The sequence below is a fragment of the Tolypothrix sp. PCC 7601 genome, from assembly GCF_025677855.1.
In the GTDB taxonomy this organism is placed as follows: Bacteria; Cyanobacteriota; Cyanobacteriia; order Cyanobacteriales; family Nostocaceae; genus Aulosira; species Aulosira diplosiphon.
Genome location: NZ_CP064879.1, coordinates 8115753 through 8136505 on the forward strand (window position 1 = coordinate 8115753; position 20753 = coordinate 8136505).

The 20753-nt window shown below is 39.1% G+C and carries 19 protein-coding genes; 9 read left to right on the top strand and 10 right to left on the bottom strand.

The features are described from left to right. Positions 1-52: 52 nt before the first annotated feature. Positions 53-349: an acylphosphatase gene (locus HG267_RS32815; RefSeq protein ID WP_045874572.1), complete on the bottom strand. Its 297-nt coding sequence runs from the start codon at positions 347-349 to the stop codon at positions 53-55. A 210-nt stretch (positions 350-559) separates the two neighbouring features. Between HG267_RS32815 and HG267_RS32820 the strand changes: the two genes are divergently transcribed. The 3 genes from HG267_RS32820 (at position 560) to HG267_RS32830 (ending at position 4192) form a co-directional block, all read left to right on the top strand. Continuing rightward, positions 560-943 carry a DUF1823 family protein gene (locus HG267_RS32820; RefSeq protein ID WP_045874573.1) on the top strand — a complete coding sequence of 128 codons (384 nt, stop codon included), beginning with the start codon at positions 560-562 and terminating at the stop codon, positions 941-943. Positions 944-1235: 292 nt separating this feature from the next. Beyond that, positions 1236-2891, top strand: coding sequence for an alpha-amylase family glycosyl hydrolase (locus HG267_RS32825; protein ID WP_045874574.1), 1656 nt, complete (start codon positions 1236-1238; stop codon positions 2889-2891). 257 nt (positions 2892-3148) lie between these two features. Further along, entirely contained in the window at positions 3149-4192 is a 1044-nt protein-coding gene (locus tag HG267_RS32830) for a 3-deoxy-7-phosphoheptulonate synthase (RefSeq protein ID WP_045874575.1), read from the top strand. Positions 4193-4344: 152 nt separating this feature from the next. Here the strand turns inward: HG267_RS32830 and HG267_RS32835 are convergent, their stop codons facing one another. After that, entirely contained in the window at positions 4345-6255 is a 1911-nt protein-coding gene (locus HG267_RS32835; RefSeq protein WP_045874576.1) for an acetate--CoA ligase family protein, read from the bottom strand. Between the two features lie 346 nt (positions 6256-6601). Between HG267_RS32835 and HG267_RS32840 the strand changes: the two genes are divergently transcribed. From HG267_RS32840 to HG267_RS32850, 3 genes are all read left to right on the top strand, one after another. Beyond that, positions 6602-6805: a hypothetical protein gene (locus tag HG267_RS32840; RefSeq protein ID WP_045874577.1), complete on the top strand. Its 204-nt coding sequence runs from the start codon at positions 6602-6604 to the stop codon at positions 6803-6805. A 309-nt stretch (positions 6806-7114) separates the two neighbouring features. Continuing rightward, a complete protein-coding gene (locus tag HG267_RS32845; protein WP_045874578.1) occupies positions 7115-7969 on the top strand; it encodes a cyanophycinase in 855 nt (284 codons plus the stop codon). Between the two features lie 176 nt (positions 7970-8145). Continuing rightward, positions 8146-9816: an alpha-amylase family glycosyl hydrolase gene (locus tag HG267_RS32850; RefSeq protein ID WP_045874579.1), complete on the top strand. Its 1671-nt coding sequence runs from the start codon at positions 8146-8148 to the stop codon at positions 9814-9816. Here the strand turns inward: HG267_RS32850 and HG267_RS32855 are convergent. From HG267_RS32855 to HG267_RS32875, 5 genes are all read right to left on the bottom strand, one after another. Beyond that, a complete protein-coding gene (locus HG267_RS32855) occupies positions 9813-10184 on the bottom strand; it encodes a DUF5615 family PIN-like protein (protein ID WP_045874580.1) in 372 nt (123 codons plus the stop codon). The genes HG267_RS32850 and HG267_RS32855 overlap by 4 nt on opposite strands. Next, on the bottom strand, positions 10181-10411 hold the full coding sequence (locus tag HG267_RS32860; RefSeq protein WP_045874581.1) for a DUF433 domain-containing protein: 231 nt from the start codon (positions 10409-10411) through the stop codon (positions 10181-10183). Before HG267_RS32860 ends, HG267_RS32855 begins: the two co-directional genes overlap by 4 nt. Positions 10412-10437: 26 nt before the next feature. Beyond that, positions 10438-10566 (bottom strand): hypothetical protein, encoded by a 129-nt coding sequence (locus HG267_RS32865; protein WP_255325380.1) that lies wholly within the window; start codon positions 10564-10566, stop codon positions 10438-10440. Continuing rightward, positions 10541-11026 (bottom strand): molybdenum cofactor biosynthesis protein MoaE, encoded by a 486-nt coding sequence (locus HG267_RS32870; protein WP_045874582.1) that lies wholly within the window; start codon positions 11024-11026, stop codon positions 10541-10543. The genes HG267_RS32865 and HG267_RS32870 overlap by 26 nt, the downstream gene beginning before the upstream one ends. Before the next feature lie 71 nt (positions 11027-11097). Continuing rightward, complete coding sequence (locus tag HG267_RS32875; protein ID WP_255325381.1) at positions 11098-11220, bottom strand: hypothetical protein; 123 nt, start codon at positions 11218-11220, stop codon at positions 11098-11100. A gap of 620 nt (positions 11221-11840) precedes the next feature. Between HG267_RS32875 and HG267_RS32880 the strand changes: the two genes are divergently transcribed. Beyond that, a complete protein-coding gene (locus HG267_RS32880; RefSeq protein ID WP_045874583.1) occupies positions 11841-14294 on the top strand; it encodes a PAS domain S-box protein in 2454 nt (817 codons plus the stop codon). A 13-nt stretch (positions 14295-14307) separates the two neighbouring features. Then, positions 14308-14691: a nuclear transport factor 2 family protein gene (locus tag HG267_RS32885; RefSeq protein WP_045874584.1), complete on the top strand. Its 384-nt coding sequence runs from the start codon at positions 14308-14310 to the stop codon at positions 14689-14691. A gap of 345 nt (positions 14692-15036) precedes the next feature. Here HG267_RS32885 and HG267_RS32890 read toward each other — a convergent pair whose 3' ends face one another. Then, a complete protein-coding gene (locus HG267_RS32890) occupies positions 15037-15966 on the bottom strand; it encodes a fasciclin domain-containing protein (RefSeq protein ID WP_096621743.1) in 930 nt (309 codons plus the stop codon). A gap of 1063 nt (positions 15967-17029) precedes the next feature. On the opposite strand from HG267_RS32890, the gene HG267_RS32895 reads away from it, so the two are divergent. Beyond that, positions 17030-17821, top strand: coding sequence for a glutathione S-transferase family protein (locus HG267_RS32895; protein WP_045874586.1), 792 nt, complete (start codon positions 17030-17032; stop codon positions 17819-17821). A 364-nt stretch (positions 17822-18185) separates the two neighbouring features. Here HG267_RS32895 and HG267_RS32900 read toward each other — a convergent pair whose 3' ends face one another. Further along, positions 18186-18986 (bottom strand): COP23 domain-containing protein, encoded by an 801-nt coding sequence (locus HG267_RS32900; protein ID WP_045871464.1) that lies wholly within the window; start codon positions 18984-18986, stop codon positions 18186-18188. Positions 18987-19057: 71 nt separating this feature from the next. After that, on the bottom strand, positions 19058-20698 hold the full coding sequence (locus HG267_RS32905; RefSeq protein ID WP_045871465.1) for a M48 family metalloprotease: 1641 nt from the start codon (positions 20696-20698) through the stop codon (positions 19058-19060). Positions 20699-20753 lie beyond the last annotated feature (55 nt).

Here is a 20753-nt window from a genome sequence, read left to right on the forward strand (position 1 = left end):
TTTTCCCCTTCCCCTTTTGCCCTTAACCGACAAGTATTGGAAGTTAAGGTGATCAACGTCTAACTTCAAATCCCAGCAAACCTTCCGGTTCTTCGTAGTCAACTGCAACATTTTTGACAATAGCTGCTGGAGGGCCACTATGACACCAGCGCACCATCTCTTCTACCACTTCTTGCACCCCTTCAAAAACTGCTTCCACTCGACTATCGGGAAGATTTCGCACCCAGCCAGTTAATCCCAACTGACTTGCTGTATCTACTGTAGCGTAGCGATAGCCAACCCCTTGGACGCGACCAGAAACGAAAACATGGGCACGGATGAGTTTTGACAGTGGAGTAGAATTTTGCATTGACTGGTCAATATTTGACAATTTCTAATCTACCGAATTTTGGCTGATGACTTTATTCCAAAATGTAGACAGGCTGAAAATCATCACTAGATTTGGCAGTTTATTGGATTATATAGTGATAAAGTGCTTTGCACTAAGAGTGCGATCGCATTCTTGATTCGCCACAATTACCAATTATTCAACGCGTCAACTTGGAAGTTCAACTCGCTTATGTCTAATTTGCCACCACTCAACACAGATACTATTTGGGCAATCCTCAACGAAACCATTGATGATGCAACAGTCAACCAATTGGTATGGCATTGCTTAGGTTATCGCTACAACTCATCAACTGGAGAATGGGACAATAGCGAAGTTGCAGCAGAATGGCGGGATGAGTACCCACAACCACCAGATTTCATTGATAGTCGCCCCGCTACAGTCAAATTGACTCGTTCTATACCGAAAGAAAACAAACAAATTCTTAAAGAAAAGTTGGGTTTTAAAGGTTACAAAATTGGTGAATTTGGCCCTCGGCAAACTCGTAGGGCTACTGCTGCAAATTGGTTATATAGTTATATGAATCCTGTTAGCAGCAATTTAGAGTCGGTTTAACAAGAGTCAAAAGTCAAGGGTCAAAAGTCTAAATTTTTGGAATTTTGAGTAGAGATGCGAATAATCGCGTCTTTTTGACTCTTGACTACCTCTGTCAAAAAATATAATTATTTCCTAAATATTCAAATAATCAATTTCAAACTAATATTCAATTTAATATGCAATAAATATTCAATTTACTCCCACAGATAGAGGAAATCATGAGTTAATTATTTCCCCTGGGCGATTGGCTAAATATAGGTGGAGATCAGAAAATACATTTACCAACATTTTCTACTCCTGATGCAATTATATGGCGAAAATTGAATTTAATCTGTTTGCACCTTATAACAAGGGAGCAGCATTAATCGGTTCTTTTTCTAATTGGGAAGATATTCCAATGGAAAAAGGTGAAGATGGTTATTTCCGCACTTCTGTTGAATTAGAAGATGGCGTTTATCAATATAAATTCCGTGTCCAATCAAATTCATGGTTTCTAGAACCAGAACAATGGGTTGATGTTACAGACCCTTATGCAACTGATATTGATGAATTAAGTGGTCAAGATAACGGTATCGTCAAAATTAAAGATGGTGAAAGAATTGTTGATACCTATGTTTGGCAACATGATGATCAACATTTGCCTGCTGACCATGAATTAGTCATATATGAATTACATGTTGGTGACTTTTCCGGTGGAGAAGATGATCCCTATGCGCGCGGAAAGTACAAACATGTTGTTGAAAAATTAGATTATCTGTGTGAATTAGGAATTAACGCTATTGAGTTGATGCCAGTTAAAGAATATCCTGGTGATTATAGTTGGGGTTATAATCCTCGTCATTTCTTTGCACCAGAATCTAGTTATGGTGCTACAGAGGGATTAAAAAAATTAATTGATGAATGCCATGCTAGGGGTATGCGCGTGATTATGGATGGTATCTATAACCATTCAGAAGCTTCCAGTCCATTAACTCAAATTGACCACGATTATTGGTATCACCATGCGCCTCGCGACCCTGATAATAGTTGGGGGCCTGAGTTTAACTATGAACATTATGATGAAAATTTAGAAACTTACCCCGCCCGCAAATTTACTGGTGATACAGTAAGATATTGGATTGAAGAATATCATATAGATGGTATTCGCTATGATGCAGCGCGCCAAATTGCTAACTACGATTTTATGCATTGGATTGTGCAGGAAGCGAAGAACGCTGCTGGTTCCAAACCTTTTTATAATATTGCCGAACACATTCCTGAAACTACCAGCATTACCAACGTTGATGGCCCTATGGATGGTTGCTGGCATGATAGTTTTTATCATACTGTGACTGCACATATTTATGGCGAAACCTTTGATTTAGAAAACCTCAAAGACGTAATTGATTGTAAGCGTCAAGGTTTTATGGGTGCTACCAATGTGGTAAATTATCTAACTAACCACGACCATAACCACCTGATGGTGGACTTAGGCGATCGCAATATTTTTGATGAGGAAGCATTTAGAAGAGTTAAATTAGGAGTTGCTATCCTATTTACTGCTGTTGGTGTGCCTTTAATTTGGATGGGTGAAGAGTTTGGTGAGTATAAACCCAAACAACCAGAATCAGCTAAAATCGATTGGACGCTATTAGGTAATGAACTAAATTCTAGTTTGTTTGATTACTATAAGGGCCTAGTTAATCTGCGTAAAAATAGCCATGCACTCTACACAGAAAATATCGATTTTATTCACGAAAATCCAGAAGCCAAAGTGCTAGCTTACAGCCGTTGGAATGACGAAGGTTCCCGTGTAGTAGTTGTGGCAAATTTCTCCGAAAACTTCCTCTCTGGTTATCATGTTCCTAATTTCCCCAATGGTGGTACATGGCACGAGTGGACAGCTAATTATGATGTGGAAGCTGGCGACGATGGTATCATCACCGATATCGGCCCCTATGAAGCTAAAGTATTTGTTTGGCAGTAATTGATTACACTGGTACTGAGAAAACGCTCCAAATCCTAATGAAAGGGGGGAAATATTGCCCCCCTTTTTCTTTAGCTTGATCACCTGAGTTATGAGGAGGTTTTATTAGGTCTAATAAAATACACTTGAGTCAAAAATTAGTCAGCTATAAGCCTTGGTAATTTGAGCGTTCTATGATATTTTGGTGTATTTTTTGACTATAAATGTGTATAATTTTTAAGTCTCAATTTAGTAGCATAAATCACAATTTCCGCTCCATGCACCATATATTATTCAACGCCAACATTGAGAACTCTCACGTCTTACTAACTCCTAACGAAGTAAAATCAAAATTACCATTAACTAAATCAGCCGAAGAAACTGTTTTGAAATATCGCGAAGAACTAGAACAAATTCTAGATTTTCAAGACAGAAGAAAATTTATAGTTGTGGGGCCTTGTTCGATTCATGACCCCAAAGCAGCACTAGAATATTCGCAACGATTAAAAAATTTAGCAGAGAAAGTTAAAGATAAACTATTACTAGTAATGCGGGTTTACTTTGAAAAACCCAGAACCACAGTAGGATGGAAAGGATTAATCAACGATCCCGAAATGGATGATTCTTTTCATGTAGAAAATGGTTTATTAATTGCGCGAGAATTGCTGCTACAAATTGCCGAATTAGGGTTACCAGCAGCGACAGAAGCACTTGACCCAATCATCCCTCAATATATCAGTGAACTTATAGCTTGGTCTGCTATTGGCGCACGCACCACTGAATCACAAACTCACCGAGAAATGGCAAGTGGACTTTCCATGCCTGTAGGGTTTAAAAACGGTACAGATGGTAATATCCAAGTAGCTTTAAATGCCTTACAATCTGCGAGAATGCCTCACAATTTCCTCGGAATTAATCAAGATGGACAGGTGAGTGTATTTCAAACTAGAGGTAATGCATACGGACACGTGATTTTAAGAGGTGGAAATCAACCTAACTTTGATGCAGCCAGTGTCAAAACCGTAGAAGAAAAATTGAAAGAGGCAAAATTACCACCCAGAATTGTGATTGACTGTAGTCATGGTAATACGAATAAAGATTACAGATTACAATCTGCGGTTTTAGAAGATGTGATTCAACAAGTAGTTGATGGCAATACTTCAATTGTCGGTATGATGCTGGAATCGAATTTATTTGAAGGTAGTCAATCAGTCAATTGCCAGAAATCAGAATTAAAATATGGTGTTTCTGTAACAGATAAATGCATTGGCTGGGAGGAAACAGAAAAAGTTATTTTAGCAGCCTATGACAAGCTGAAATAGTAATTAATCTAGTGGACTGACAAGACTAAATAGTGCATGAAAAAACTCTTGTGGGATGGGTGTCTCACCCGTCCGGGGCGGACAAGATGTCCACCCCACAAGAAAAATTATTGCAACATTTTAGCCTGGTCACGCCACTACATTGATGAAACTTACAAAATTGTGCCGACTTCTTTCAAATAAACCCTTGTAAATGGTTCATCCTCGCCTAAACTGTAATCTTCAATTAACCCTTTACGGCTAATTGAAATATTGTCTCCTTTTCTAATTACTACAGTCGAGCCTTCTAAGACATCTCGCGCTAACATCATTTCAGTCTCGTTGGGGTTATCAAGAACAACTATGTTACTACCTTGATAAAACATTCCATCCTCTTCTAAAATCTCATCTCCATATTCAGCAATGAGTAAATCGAGTTTGGGATTACGTAACAAGCTTTGAAGATTGCTGTTGTAATTTTTGCTTAAAATCTTTCTCGACCGATTCACAAACAGCCCATCACGGCAAACAGCACCCACTGTCCAATCAGGATGTTGCAAAAGAATATGGTCTATCGTTTCTTGCAACTCTTGAACTGATATTTTGTTAAAGGTAATAATTGGGATTCTTGCTTCTGCACCTGACTCAAAAAATGTTCCTAAAATATGAGAAGGTACATCCACACTATCACCAACTGCCGGATTTAAATGCATCAAAATACCAGGTGCAGCGTTGATTTCTAAGATAGCAAAATTACCATCCTTCCAAGATTCCGAGAGGCTTTTGGTAATTACATCAATACCCAGACAAGTTAAGCGGAAGTGTTGGGCAATATCCTGTGCCAAAATAATGTTGTCATGGTGAACGGTATGTGTGGCATTAATACTCATACCGCCAGCCGAGAGATTTGCTACTTTGCGAAGATAAACAGTGCGGTCTTTTTCCAACACACTATCTAATGTTAAACGCTGTTCTCTTAAGTACAATTCCATTGCTTCATCACGCTGGATTTTACTCATAGGAGAAGTGGGTGTATCCCAGCGTGCAGGTTTGCGGTTTTCTTCGCGAATTAACTCATCAATAGTGGAGTAACCATCACCAACAACTGAAGCAGGACGGCGTTCCGTAGCGGCGACAAATTTGCCGTTTACGCATAGCAAGCGAAAATCTGCGCCGGATATGCTTTTCTCTACAATGATCCTTGTAGATTGTTCTTCAGGAATCGCCGCCAGCGCCCTACTATAGGCAGATTCTAGTTCTTCCGAGTCTTGAACTTCGGCTGTCACACCAATTCCTTTGTGTCCGACTACAGGCTTCACTGCGACTGGATAGCCAATTTCTCTAGCTACTGCTAAAGCGTCCTTTTCAGTAGTGACAATATCACCTTCCGGTACAGGGAAGCCCAAGGTTTTTAAGAAAGCCTTACAATCGTCTTTGCGAGTAGTAAAGTCAGAATCTATATGGCTATCGCAGTCAAAAGTTGTGGCTATACCACGAATATGTTTTTTACCATAGCCATACTGCGTCAATCCTTCTTCCCAGAGATAAAAAGTGGGAATAGCTTTTTCGTAAGCTGTTCGCAATAAGGCGTAAACTGTAGGGCCACCGTAGACAGATTGTCTAAATCTATTTTGTAAACGTGCTAACTCATCCTCAAACAGGAAATCTGCATCTCGGTTGATAGCCTCAAACCAATCCCAAACAAAGTAGACTACCCCTCTAGTTGTGCGTTCATGTAGAGATTGGATAGCGATATACACAGAATTGGAATTTGGTTGCACATTCCACCGGGTGAGGTGCAAACCCATCTCCAGCTTGCCTACTTCCGATAGAGTTTTGGCAAACAGATGGGCATAGGATTCATATTCTTGATTGGCTAAAGTTGGATAGCGATCGCTAATAATTGAAACTAAGTCCTCAATGGGTAGAGGTTTTCTATACTCGGTTAGCACAAAGTTGAATACTAGCGCCCCTACTTCTAAATAGGGATTAGGGCCCTGGTAATGCTTGAACTTGAAAATATCGAATACGTCGGTTTTTCTGGCATTGATGCGGACTGCATCGGTGCTTTTTTCTTGAAGCATTGATAATAAACCTCTAGCTAAACACCCTGAAGTCCGGACGCTGACTTGCGTTTACCCAGACCTATCGATGGTCAATTGATTCTTGTGTATTGCTGGGAAGCGATCGCTTAACGACTGTTCAGAGTATAAAACTCAACCCTTACTGGCACAGCCTAACTCTACTGCAAGACTTTTTCAGCTATCCCAGGGTATAATCACAATTTTTCAATTTTTATTACTCAGTATGGAGTATACAGCGAATATTTTTACTTTAAGTTCTCTGTCATCAAAAATATAACCTTTGAAAGGTGCAAATTACTTTTTAATTTTATATATCTAGAATACGGATCGTCATAGACAGCAAAGTATGAACAATACACAAATTTCCTTAAGAAATGAAGTTCGGCAACTTGCTGATGAAGCTTTTCACCAAAAGCTAATTTCTGGTCATGGAGATGGCCCAGACAGCAACGAATATCAAATTGTCTACCAGGGTAAACCTCGACATCTCCCACTAGAACAAGCACGTCTTTTTTTAGTTAACTTACTTTATCGCAGCCGCCTGTATTAGATAACTCTGGATAGAGAAATCAAGTTTCATTTTTTCGTGCAATTCTTAGCAATTAACAAATACTCTGATGTTACTTAAATTCAAATAAGAAAATGATTTTTTAGCCTCTAGAACTAGTATCTAGAGGCTGATATATATTGTTTGCAATATAAAAATATCCTCGTATTTATTTGGAGTATAAAATATTTACAATTGAGACTATTTAAGCTTGTCAATAATTTTAATTTATTAATCTACCAAATGGATGATTTGATATCTGTAATTGTCATGCTTTATTGAAAATACTTACATAAAATTTTAGGTGAGATCATGGTGACGACCGATATTAAACGGCAGTTGGTAATTATTGGTGGTGCTGAAGATAAAGAAGGGGATTGCCAAATCCTGCGCGAGTTTCTACGGCGAGCTGGAGGTACAAAAGCTCATATTGTCATTATGACAGCAGCAACAGAACTGCCTAGAGAAGTTGGAGAAAATTATATTAGAGTTTTTGAACGCTTAGGAGCAGAAAAAGTTCGGATAGTTGATACAGAAACTCGCGAAGATGCATCTTCATCAACAGCTTTACAAGCAATTAATGATGCCACCGGGATATTTTTTACTGGAGGCGACCAAGCGCGCATCACTGGCATTCTTAAGGATACTGAAATTGATAAAGCTATTCACAATAGACTTGCTGAAGGTGTTGTGATAGCAGGTACAAGTGCTGGCGCAGCAGTAATGCCTGATAAAATGATTGTAGAAGGTGATTCCGAAACAAATCCGCGAATTGAAATTGTGGATATGGGGCCGGGAATGGGCTTTTTACCAGGGGTAGTCATCGACCAACATTTTTCACAACGTGGTCGTTTGGGACGTTTAATTTCTGCTTTGTTACAAGAACCCGCTGACTTAGGATTTGGTATTGACGAAAATACTGCTATGGTAGTTACCGATCACCAAATTGAAGTAATTGGTGAAGGTGCGGTGACAATTGTTGATGAATCAGAAGCCACACACAACAATATTGACGAAATTTTGAAGGATGAACCGTTGGCAATTTTCGGAGCCAAATTACATATTCTTCCACATGGCTATAAATTTGACATAAAAACTCGCCAGCCTATTTTACAAAACGCCTCAATTGCAGATGCATCAGTACCAGTTGGTTCAGCAAATAGCTAACTTTTATAAGATGCCGATGAATTAACTAGAGAATAAATATCCTTTAGTAATGTTTATCTTCTATAAATCCCCCAACTATCTTGAAGAAGCAGAAACAGCATCCTGATTCTCAAGCAGTTAGGGGATTAATTACATGGTTTTTGGGGTCGTTTTTAAACATCTTCTGAGGTGACAAAATGTCTGCTGTAATTGAATTTAAATTGTTCGCGCCCCGTAACAATCAAGCCTCATTAATAGGTTCTTTTTCTGATTGGCAAGAAATGCCAATGAAAAAAGGCGAAGATGGTTATTTTTATACTCAATTAAACTTAGAAGATGGTATTTATCAATATAAGTTTCGCGTCCAAACCAAAAGCCCCAATTTTTCCCCCGATGAATGGGTAGAAGTAATTGACCCCTACGCTACTGATGTTGATGAGCAACAAAAAGTAGGCATAGTACAAATTAAAGATGGTAAACCTATAGTAGATACTTACATTTGGCAACATGATGATATTCCTCTGCCAGAAAATCAGGAATTAGTCATATATGAAATGCATGTTGCTGATTTTACTGGAGGTGAAGTTGATAGTGACAAAAGAGGAAAATACTTAAATGCTATTGAAAAGCTAGATTATCTGCGTGATTTAGGCATCAATGCAGTTGAATTAATGCCTGTGAATGAGTATCCAGGCGATTATAGCTGGGGCTATAAAGTCCGGCATTTTTTTGCCACAGAATCTAGCTATGGCTCAACAGCAGATTTAAAACTGTTCATTGATGAGTGTCATAGTAGAGGTATTCGGGTTTTCATGGATGGAATTTATAACCATACGGATGAAGAATGCCCGTTAATGCTGATAGATAGAAACTACTGGTACTACGAATATATGCATTATCCAGAAGACCCGGATAATTATTGGGGGCCAGAGTTTAACTATGATAACTATAATGAAAAATTAGACGTTAAACCTGCTTGGAAATACGTTGGAGATGTGGTGCGTTTTTGGGTTCAAGAATATCACATTGATGGCATTCGTTTTGATGCCGTGCGCCAATTAGCTAACTTTGAATTTCTGCACTGGCTGGCTCAACAAGCAAAAAAGAATACTGCACCTAAGCCATTTTATAATATTGCAGAACATATTCCCGATACCAGCAAAGTCACAACACCAGAGGGGCCACTTGATGCTTGCTGGCACGAAAGTTTTCACTATTTTATAGTTCCCCATGTTTGTAGTGAAAAATTTGAGTTAGATCATCTCAAGCAAGTTTTAGATCCCAAACAGCAGGGTTATAAAACTGGTAGAAATGTCATAAATTATTTATCAACTCACGATCGCGATCGTTTATTCAGAGAATTAGGTAACCGAGGTATCTTTGGGGAAGCTGCATTTACAAGGGCTAAATTAGCGGCGGCGCTGTTAATGACAGCAAAGGGTATACCGATGCTATGGATGGGTGAAGAGTTTGGCGAACACAAGAAAAAAAGCGAAAGTGTAACTCAACCTAAGAAAATAGCCTGGCCTTTGTTAGAAAATGCGGAAAATCGTGATTTATGGCACTATTACCAACAACTCATTGCCCTACGGAAACATAATTTAGCCCTGCAAAGTGACAATATAGAATTTTTCTATGAAGATGCAGACGCAAAACTTCTAGCATACTTCCGTTGGCATGAGCAAGGTTCTCAAGTTGTGGTTGTGGTAAATTTCCATGAGCAGAAGCTGACTAACTATTGCATTCCCAAATTCCCAAACGCTGAAAATTGGCAAGATTACTTTAGCCACAGTGAGGTAGAAGTAGGTCAAGATGGTTTAGTTACAGATCTAGAACCCTACACAGCTAAGATATATGTTTTTCACTAGTTGTCTTGAATTGGTAAAATTCTTACCTTTGCTTTTGCTTCATCCACTGTTACCAAAGCACCCATTGCTAGTTCTTGCTGAAATTGACGCAAGGCATTGATAACTAAATTACCTAACTTAGCTGGTAGGATGTCTTGCGATCGCACTTGAATGACACTGGGTGCATCAGCTTGAGTCATTGCCAGCAGTGTACCAAAATCTAAGTCATGAGTGAAAACAATGTAGTCGTTTGTTAATGCCCATGCCATGATTTCTTTATCTGTAGCACTGGGATTACCAATTGTTGACCAGTGGACAGCTTCAAAACCCGCACTTTCTAGGACTGGAACCCAGTCAGGAGAAAGATTCATATCAATTAAAATCTTCATGCAGAAGCAAGGGGTACTTCAATTTCTTCTACCCGCCATGCAGCATAAGCTAAAGCTTCATAGATATCCTCGCGTTCTAGGTATGGGTAGGCGTTGAGAATATCTTCTGGGGTATTTCCTGCTGCCATTAAACCGACAATTGTACCTACAGTAACACGCATACCTCGAATGCAAGGTTTGCCACCCATGATTTCTGGGTTAAATGTGATTCGTTTTAGTGGCTTCATGTGTAGGTTATAAGTTTTATTTTTAATTATTCCACTTGTCTATTTCTGCTGCTATGTCCTCCTAACGCCGCCGAATTTTCTGCCTGTTCCCTAGACGAAACACGGGCATAGACGATAACTTCCGGAATTTTAACAATTTTGTCCTGGCTGTTCACAAGCTCCTATACTCACCCAACTGCTGGAACCATCTTGCCAGTGTTCTTTCTTCCAAACAGGCGCATTGTGCTTGAGAGTATCAATAGCATAACGGCAAGCTTCAAAAGCTTCACTGCGATGAGGACAACCCACCGCTACTAAAACACTGATTTCGCCAACTTGCAAACGGCCGATGCGATGATGAATGACTACCCGCTTGACATCAGGCCATAGAGAGCGAATCTCTGCGGCAATTTGGGAAAATACTAGCAATGCCATTGGTTCATAAGCTTGATATTCTAAGCTAATTACTGGTTTCCCATCAGTTTGATTGCGAACCATACCACTCATTACTACCACTGCACCATTTGCAGGATCGTCAGCTTTGGCGTAGATTTCTTCTAAAGATAAAGGCGCAAGGGTAATAGCAAAGCTATCTTCGGCTCTTGGTTTAACGCGAAAGTTCAGTGTATTTGTCACAACAAAGTTTATGTAACTGAAACCCAATATAGCAATCCTATCTGGTTTGGGGAATTACAGGGCAAAGATACTCAAATCTCTTGGACAAGCCCTGTATCTTCTGGTTCAGGACGATTGAGGATTGCTAAAGTCATATGGAAGTTAAAAATTGTAATCTTACGTAAAATTACGTCAATCTTCAGTTCTGTAGTCATCCATCTTAAGGCAGATCACTATAATTAAAAGTGACAAAGTTATTAGCTAGCTTTTTCGGACATCCCATAGTTTGCGAGTGCATTGGTATTAAGTATCAGCAAGGCTGAGTTAATCGGCAAGTAATTATTAATTGGTTACCAATTAGCAAATGTACTTAATAAGGCTTACGCAAGTGTCACAAAAAATTCAAGTTTTTGTTTGAAGACAACCGCTCTATCCCTAATGTTGAGGACTAAAGTCCTGACTAGGGAATTAAATAAGATGCTAGTTGTGTAAGCTATGATTTACATGGCTTTTGAAAGCAGACTGCATAGAAAGTAGCATTAAATCTTCCTGGTTTGATGAATTGCAATAATCATGAGTCACAGCAGTTATTCAAATATCTGGCTACAGATTGTTGTCTGTGGCGACACTGTAATGTGTCACCCTGAAGGGATTTCCAAAAGATATCCAATTTGATGCGAAAAGAAGCAGTTCTGATGAAACAAGTTTCACAAGCCTTGCATAAAAGTCGGAATAGGATTTGCACTCAGCACTTTCAAGTTAGTGGGATCAGCACAAACTAATCCCCAATCCCTAGCTTCCAATCCCTATTTTCAACAAGATTAGGCAGAATTTAATGAAATATTCAGTGTATTCCCCAGAAGTAGCAAGGCTTGAGGCTCTTTATCAGTATCAAATTTTGGACACAAAACCAGAGCCAACATTTGATGATTTAGTATTCTTAGCCGCGCAGATTTGTGATACACCGATCGCTGTAATTAATTTAGTAGATGCTGATCGTCAATGGTTTAAAGCCAAAGTGGGATTGGATTTTGAGCAATTACCTAGATATTTAGGGTTTTGTCCAATTTGTGTAGCACAGTGTGATGTTTTGATTATTCCTGATACCTTGGCAGATGCAAAGTTTGCTAATTCAGAAATTGTCACTGGCGAACCTTATGTAAGATTTTATGCTGGTGTTCCTTTGCTCGCACCAGGAGGACAAGCGATTGGGACTTTATGTGTAGTAGATCGCATTCCCCATGAAATAACCCAGAAACAAATAGAATCGCTACAAGCTTTAAGTCGCTTAGTTATTAGACAACTAGAGATCCGGAAAAATCCACAATTAGCTTACCTGGTTGACGGTATTAAAGAGAAGCAAGCAGCATTGCGCGATCGCCAGCAAGCTGAAGCCGAATTACGCTGGAAAGAGGCGCTTTTACGCTCTATGACTAGTGTTTCGCCCCTAGCCTTTTATGTGGTAGATAACCGTACTGATAATATACTTTATTTTAACCAGCAGTTTTGCGAGATTTGGGGCATTCAACACCTAGAAACGCAAATGGCAACGGGAAAATTGCAAAATCAGGATATTATTCCCGATTGTGCCAAATTAATCTTAGATATTCCCGCATTTGCAGCTTCATGTCAACCTTTGCAAAGCGAAGAATACCGTGCTGTGGTCGAAGATGAGATTAAATTTAACGATGGACGTACTATTAGACGCTTCTCTACCCAAGTACGCGATCGCAATGATCAATATTTTGGACGTTTATATATTTTTGAAGATATTACCAGCCGCAAACAGGTAGAACAACAAATTCGCGAACAAGCAGCATTGCTGGATATTTCCACGGATGCGATCGTCTTACGGGATTTATCTAATAATATTTTGTTATGGAATAAAAGTGCTGAACAGCTTTACGGTTGGCAGACAGAGGAAGCTATTGGTAAAAATGCTTGTCAACTGTTTGATAATGAACCTTTATTACAATATCAAGAAATCTGTCAAACTGTGTTATCAACAGGCTCTTGGCAAGGGGAATTACAAAAAACTAGCAAATCAGGCAGAGAAATTATTGTGGAAAGTTGCTGGATGCTAGTCTTAGACGAGCATTCTCAACCCAAATCAATTTTAATTGTTGACACCGATATTACCCATAAAAAGCAACTAGAAAAGCAATTTTTCCGCGCTCAACGTATGGAAAGTATTGGCACTCTTGCTAGTGGTATTGCTCATGATTTAAATAATGTTTTGTCACCAATTTTGATGTCGGTACATTTCCTCAAAAATAAACTACCCGATCGCCAAAGTTCGCAAATGCTCTCGATAGTGGAAAATAATGTCAAACGTGGTGCTAACTTAGTTAAGCAAGTACTATCTTTCGCACGCGGAATTGAAGGCGATCGCCAAGTTATCCAGTTGCGAAATATTTTATTAGAAGTCAACGAAATTATCCAAGAAACTTTTCCTAAATCAATTACATTCTCTACAGAAATAACGGCTGAATTATCACCTGTTTATGGTGATAGTACACAAATACATCAAGTATTAATTAATTTATGCCTTAATGCTCGTGATGCTATGCCCAGTGGTGGCAATATTACTATTTCAGCAGCAAATATTTACATTGATGAAAACTATGCCAGAATGAATCTTGATGCTCAAGTTGGGTATTACATAGTTCTGAAAGTTGCGGATACAGGATGTGGTATTCCGAGCGAAGTATTAGATAGAATTTTTGAACCATTTTTTACCACCAAAGAATTTGGTAAAGGAACTGGTTTAGGTTTATCAACTGTGATGGGAATTATTAAAGGACATGGTGGTTTTATTACTGTATCAAGTTGCATAGATCAAGGTACAGAATTTCAAGTATATTTACCAGCCGTACATACAAGTGCAACACAGATATTAGAAGATAGTAAAATTGAGCATGGCAGAGGAGAATGGATTTTAATTGTAGATGATGAGGCGGCAATTCGTGATGTAACAGCAACATCTTTAGAAAGCCATAATTATCAAATTATTGCAGCTCGTGATGGCATTGAAGCAATAGCACTTTATGCCCAAAATCCAGATAAAATTAAAGCGGCAATTATTGATATGATGATGCCAAATATGGATGGAGCCACTACCATTCGTACATTACAAACAATGAATCCAAAATTACCGATTATTGCTGTCAGCGGCATAGATACACGCGAAAAATCACCTATCAATCAAACAGTTCCCAAGGCAGCATTTTTACCTAAACCTTATACAGTACAGGAATTGTTGAAAACCCTACATTTAGTTTTGAATTAATTAGCTATTTTTTATGACATCTGATGAAATTTTAGCAGTCAACACAGCTTTTTATCGAGCTTTTGAAAAAAAAGATATTGAAGCTATGAGTTTAGTCTGGTCACAAGGAACAGGTAGTACTTGTATTCATCCAGGACGCAATGCGTTGCGTGGCTGGAAGGAAGTTAAATATTCTTGGGAGCAGATATTTAAAAATACAGCTTATATAGAAGTTAATTTAGATATCATCTCTACTGAAGTAACTGACAATATTGCTTATGTGATTTTGAGAGAAAATATCCTCCAAGTATTTCGGGGTCAAAGACTAGAAGCACAGTCAATCGCCACAAATATATTTCAATTACTAGGTGGTAAATGGTATTTAATTCATCATCACGGTAGCCCTATCATGCGTTAAGTACTGATACCAATTCAAATAATATTTGCGACAAATAAATTCTTTGTAGGGGCACGGCATCCACAATCTTGTGGTATGTCAAATTATCTTACTGGTGCCGTGCCCATATCTACTGTCGCCTTGTGTTTTTAAAATGGTATGAAATTTTTTTAGAAATCAAATCAGATATCTATAGAAATTAGAAGCTATGGACTAGTATTTCTTCAATTGAAATAAAAACCCCGTTTAACGGGGTTTTTATGAGCTTAATTTCTATTTGAGAATGGGTAGATAAACTTAACGCAACTAGACATTACCCACCCCATAAAAATAGTTGCAGGCTCTGAATTTACTTCGACTTCAGCATTACAAATCCGGAGGCAAAATTACTTGATCGATTGCATGAATCACACCATTAGAGCCTGTAATATCGGCCTGAGTTACAGTAGCCTCATTTACTTTCACACCTGTAGCTGGATCAACTTTGACGTTGATAGCACCGCCTTCTACACTTTTCACTTCGCCTGATTTCAAATCGCTAGATAATACCTTACCGGGTACTACATGGTAAGTTAATATTTTGATCAAAACTTCTTTGTTTTCAGGCTTTAACAAATCCCGGACTGCATCTTGAGGCAATTTAGAAAATGCCGCATCGGTGGGTGCAAAAATCGTGAAATTATCTTTTCCTTCTAAAGTTGCAGTCAATCCAGCTGCTTTTAACGCTTGAGTCAAGGTTTTAAAAGATCCATTAGACTCTGCAATTGCTACCAAGTTCTTGTTTTGGGTACTGCTAGAATTTGGTGCTGGCTGAGTTTGGGTAGGAGCTGTGTTGGAAGGTGTTGAAGGTGTTGCAGAAGGTGTTTCTGTTGCAGGTGCTGTAGGTGTTGCAGAAGGTGCTTCGGTTGTAGGTGTAGTGGGTGCAGCTTCAGCAGGAGTGGTGGGGGTTGGTGCAGTTTCTCCACTGCTTGTGTTTGCACTGCTAGCACCGCGATTATAGGGAGGCTCGTTGAAAATACTGGGGTTAGGATTGAGTCCTCTTTTTTTGGTTTTCTGTGCTACCAAATTTCTGTTAGCAGTTGTGCCTTTTGCTGTATCTTGTGTAGCCTGAGCAGGTGTATAGTTACTGTTTGCCTCAATGCGTTGACTACGGCTATAGGGAGCCTCGCTAAAAATGCTAGGGTTAGGATTTGTTGCTTCCTTTGCTTGTGAAGGTAATGTAATCACAAGGCTGCATCCAGCTATTCCTACTATACCAGCAAGATTAGTTAGCAATTGGCTGTAATTGACCTTCATAAATTTTGTTTGTTTTTATTTTGCACAGGTTACATAAAGACTTATAACATTTTGCTACGCACAAAATCTCATCTAAGACGTAAGAAATTTTTTCCAAACATATCTAATATCACATTCCATGAGAACGTCATAATTAGTGAACAATAGTTGTGGTAATAATTTCCAGCTATCTTGCAGGCTCAAATAATGTGCATGAAGTGAATTAATTTATTTGCCTGAGTGAATATTGCTGAGTGCGATGATTAAGTTACTCATTTGACAATGCCAGTATCCAAAAGGTGCTAGTGGGTCGTGAGATAAATTTTTTAGATAAAAATCTTGCAACTCTAGTTATCAACTTAAATCATCATTATTCAAAGTGTTGTTACATTTTATACTTTATCTTTAGTAAGATTAAACTAGCTAAAAAATTTGCTCGCTTATTTCCAGAGTTTCCTATTTCAATGCAAGAGGTAATACATATTCTAATTTTTCAATTCAAAATTAGAAAAGCCAGATAACAAAAGGAATTCTGAGTTTGAATCTGTTCCTGGTTTTGGGCGAACAGTTGCGAAAAATTCTGGAATATTTTATTTTTACTTTGTCAACATACTTAGAAGTTAATCTTTGAGAAAATAACCCCACTTCCCCGCAGGATTATCAACCAGAGGTACATAATTTGGCGTGCTGGGCTAGGAGTTGGGGATTGGAGAAGAACGATTTTTATGTTTAGCTGACTAAAGGCAGGAATTCAAACAATACTTATAGTAAAATATAAAGTGATTTTTTATACGAAAGATTTTCAGTGATTTTAAAGTATGAGAAATTAAAATAATCAGTGCAAACTCAGGAATAAGATGTTAAGTTAATTTATACGTGAGTAGGTAAGCAATTTAATTATTTGATAATTGCATCCATAAAGAAAGATTTTTTTGATAAGCTTATAGATTTGCTAAAAAATATCTGAAAATTTAATTTTGTTGGCAATGAACTTCGTAAGTAAAAATTGAATTACCAAAACGATTACAGCAACTAAAGATACAATTAGTACAATTTCTCAATTCACTAGTTATAGGGTATTCAAATGCTGGAATTATACCAATGGGAACTATCCCAATACTCAGAAAAAGTGCGATTGATTTTAGATTATAAAGAGCTAAATTATCGCAAAATAGAGGTTACACCAGGAATTGGTCAGGTAGAACTGTTTCGCCTGACTGGTCAAAGACAAGTACCAGTTTTAAAGGATGGAAGCAGATATATTGCTGATTCAACAGAAATAGCTAAATATTTAGACTTAGAGTATCCAGAACGCCCATTGATACCGAAAGATCCCAAGAAAAGAGGTGCATGTTTATTAATAGAAGAATGGGCAGATGAATCGATAGGTATCAAAGGGCGGAAAGCACTATTTGCTGCTATTAGTCAAGACCAAAATTTTCGTAAATCCTTGTTACCCACTTCTACACCAGATATTCTCAAAAATCTAATTGAGGGAGTACCGCGTGATTTCTTAACGGTTTTAGGTGTGGGAGTTGGTTATAGTCCAGATGTAATTAAATCTGCGATCGCAGATTTAAAGCAAGACTTAGAAGCGCTGACACTGCTATTGGCAGATAGCCCTTATTTGCTTGGAGATGAACCGAGTTTAGCTGATCTGGCAGTGGCTGGTTTATCAATTTTACTGAAATTTCCCGAAGGGCCTTATTTAGATTTACCAGCAGAGCTTAAAGGTAAAGGTTTGCCTGGTTTAGGAGATAATCCAGATTATGCACCGTTCTTTGAATGGCGCGATCGCATTTATGCCCAATTCCGCAAACCCTTAACTGGTACTACCTCATCTGCAAGTAGACCAACTTCAATTCAAATTGATTGATAGGTTAACGGTTATAGAGCAATACGCTTGGGTTAAGAAAATTAATTGATCACAAAACCAAAAAACTAGTTACTCAACAAAAAAAACAGAACAATAATTTTGGAGGGGGTTTGGGGGACGCAACCGTCACCCAATCGGGGGTTTGGGGGAGAATCCCCCAATTGATCTGGCTTTTTAATTAAGTGACAAATCAATCACTAATGAGCTTAACCCAAGCGTATTGGGTTCTAGAGTCGTCAAAAATCAAAGAGACGCGATTAATCGCGTCTGTACTCAACAGTCATTAGTCGTTAGTTGATTTTCCTTATTTCCCAATTTCAAAGGATTGGGGAATAAGGAGAATCACGAAATTGAAATTCGGTAATTAACGACGGAATCTATTGGGGTCGAGGCGAACGCCATTTGGTTGTGGGCGGACAGTGGTTTGGGTGTTGGAACGGTTACGTAAGGCGACACCATTTTTTAACCCGCTACCATTACCACCATCTTTGCGATCGAGGAAAGGTTTGAGATTAATACCACTTTTAGATGCAGAAGCGCGATTACCACCTATTCCTGTACGACCTAAGTTATATAAATCACCTAATATATTTTGATTGTTGCGGTAGGTGTTAACAGCAATGGTTTGTTGACCGCTATCCGCAGTGGTAAGGTTTTGGAAGATGCTATTGCGGACAGTATAGGGGTCTTTATCGCGGGGTACTGTGAGGACAATCCGACAGCTAGGATCAGCCTCAGTGGTTACACAAACAATGTTCTCGTTATTTAACCGAGCAACTTGGAGTTCTTGTAAGCCATCTGGACGATAGGATTCTAAGCGTTGGGAAATTGTTTGACAGCGTCTGTTTACATCCCAACCACCACCTAAATTCTGAGGTGCAGCCCAAGCAAAGTATTGACCTGGTTGACTTTCCGGCTGATACATCACGGTATATTGACCGTTGTATGTTTGACAACTAAACCTCGTACCCTCAGCGGTAGGATAAGTTGTAGTGTTAGTTGCTGTACCTGTTGGTATCGGTGTAGTTGTGGTTGTGGATGTACCCGATGGTTCTGTGGGTACAACAACACTATCGTTAACTTGGGCAAATGCTACCGAATTACCCAAGAAACAGGATAAACCTAAACCACTTAAAAGCAGGAATTTCAAAGCGTGCGATGACATAAATCATCCTCTAGGGAAAATCTGTAGGGATATTGATACTTTCCGTGACGAAAAATTTTGTTTTTGGTTCATTAAGAACGCTGCTTTTTTTCTTCTTGTGATTTTTTCTCTTTGAGAAGCTGCTTGACTTTGGCTTGAATTTGTGCGTGTCTTTCTACACCTTCATAGGCGTAGCGGTTGTATTTGCTATTGGTAATCATAGCTTCTAGATAACTGACTCGCTCACTACCGCCAGGATGAGAAGATAACCATCTAGGAGGAGCATTTTTCTGTTGTTTTTCTAGTGTCACCATCAAATTACGTAAGCCATCAGCCGCATAACCTGTGGCGACAATCAAACGTGTACCGAGGCTATCTGCTTGACGTTCCATGTCGCGGCTGTAACTGAGGGCTGAAAGTTGCCCAATGATGCCACCTAAAGGAATATACTGCGTCACATTAGCAACGAGATTACCTTGGGTAACTAATTGAAAGCCGTGAGATAACACCACATGGGATAACTCATGACCGATTAACCCAGCTAATTCAGCTTCCGAGTTTGTTTTAGCGATCGCACCTGCATTAATAAAGATTTTGCCACCAGGCAGCGCAAAAGCGTTGAGTTCTTCTTGGGGGACTACAAAAAATTCGTATTTAAATTCGTTACGTCCTGCAACTTTGGCGAGTTTCTGTCCAATTTCATTGACGTAGGCGACTACTGTCTCATCGGTAATTTGTTTGAGTTCTTGTTTTGCTTGCTTGGCTACCGATTCTCCTATAGATTCTTCACCGCGTAGTAGCATAATCGTGGAATCTAGTGCCGAAAACGGCCCCAGCAAACTACCGCTAACAGCATAACCTAATGCACCCGTGAGAATATTAGCGATCGCATTGCCTCTAATTTCTGCTTGAATATGAGATTTATAACGCTTGAGATGCACATCTGCTAAATTAGCAAACTCTGGTGCTTGGGGATCTTTAGGGTTGAGAATGGCAAATTGACGCGCTGCTAAAGAAGCTTCCATCCATTTTTGAGCTTCTGCAAGTGCTGTAACTCTGGCTTTAATCAGTTCTGGTTGGTCTGGATAAAGGGAAGCTCCCCGTTCTAAAATATCTAAAGCTTGTGGAGAGCGATTATATTGTTTGAGAACTTCTGCAAATTTGATATGTCCGGGAATAAATTCCGGATACTGCTCAACTAATAGTTGTAGTGGGATTAAAGTCCGAGATTCTAGCTTCTTCGCTATCCCCGCCTCGGCTTCTCGCCAGTATACCTTACCTGCTGGGGATAGTTGCGTTGGATCGGTAATAGCTGCTTTACGTTCTTGAGGTTGACTAGTTTTCGCAAAAGGTTCTTTTACCTCACGGTAAATTTTCTCAGCTTCTGCAATTTGTCCTGCCTGATAAAGCTTGTCTGCTTCGATAAATTTTTGCTGACGCGCAATTTCTTCAGGAGTTGGTTCTGGTTCTGTCGCCGCATCTGGCTTTTTTGGTTCTGTAACTTCTGGGCTGGGGCTGGGTGTAGGTTGTGGTATGATTACAGGCTTTGGCGTTTCCGTAGGATTGGGAGTGGAACGTTGCAGTATTTCCCTCAGCTGTTGTTGGCTATTTGCAGCAGGTTCTTGTGCAGGGACGGGTGCTGTAGGCTGGGTAAGAATAATTAATATTGATGTGCCAAATGACAGTAACACCCAGTTCAAGGTTAACAGCAGAGACTTGCGATTTCGTTTCATGCTGGGTTCACCCCTGTAAAAGGTTAGTATTTTTACAATACATCTAAGCGGGTGA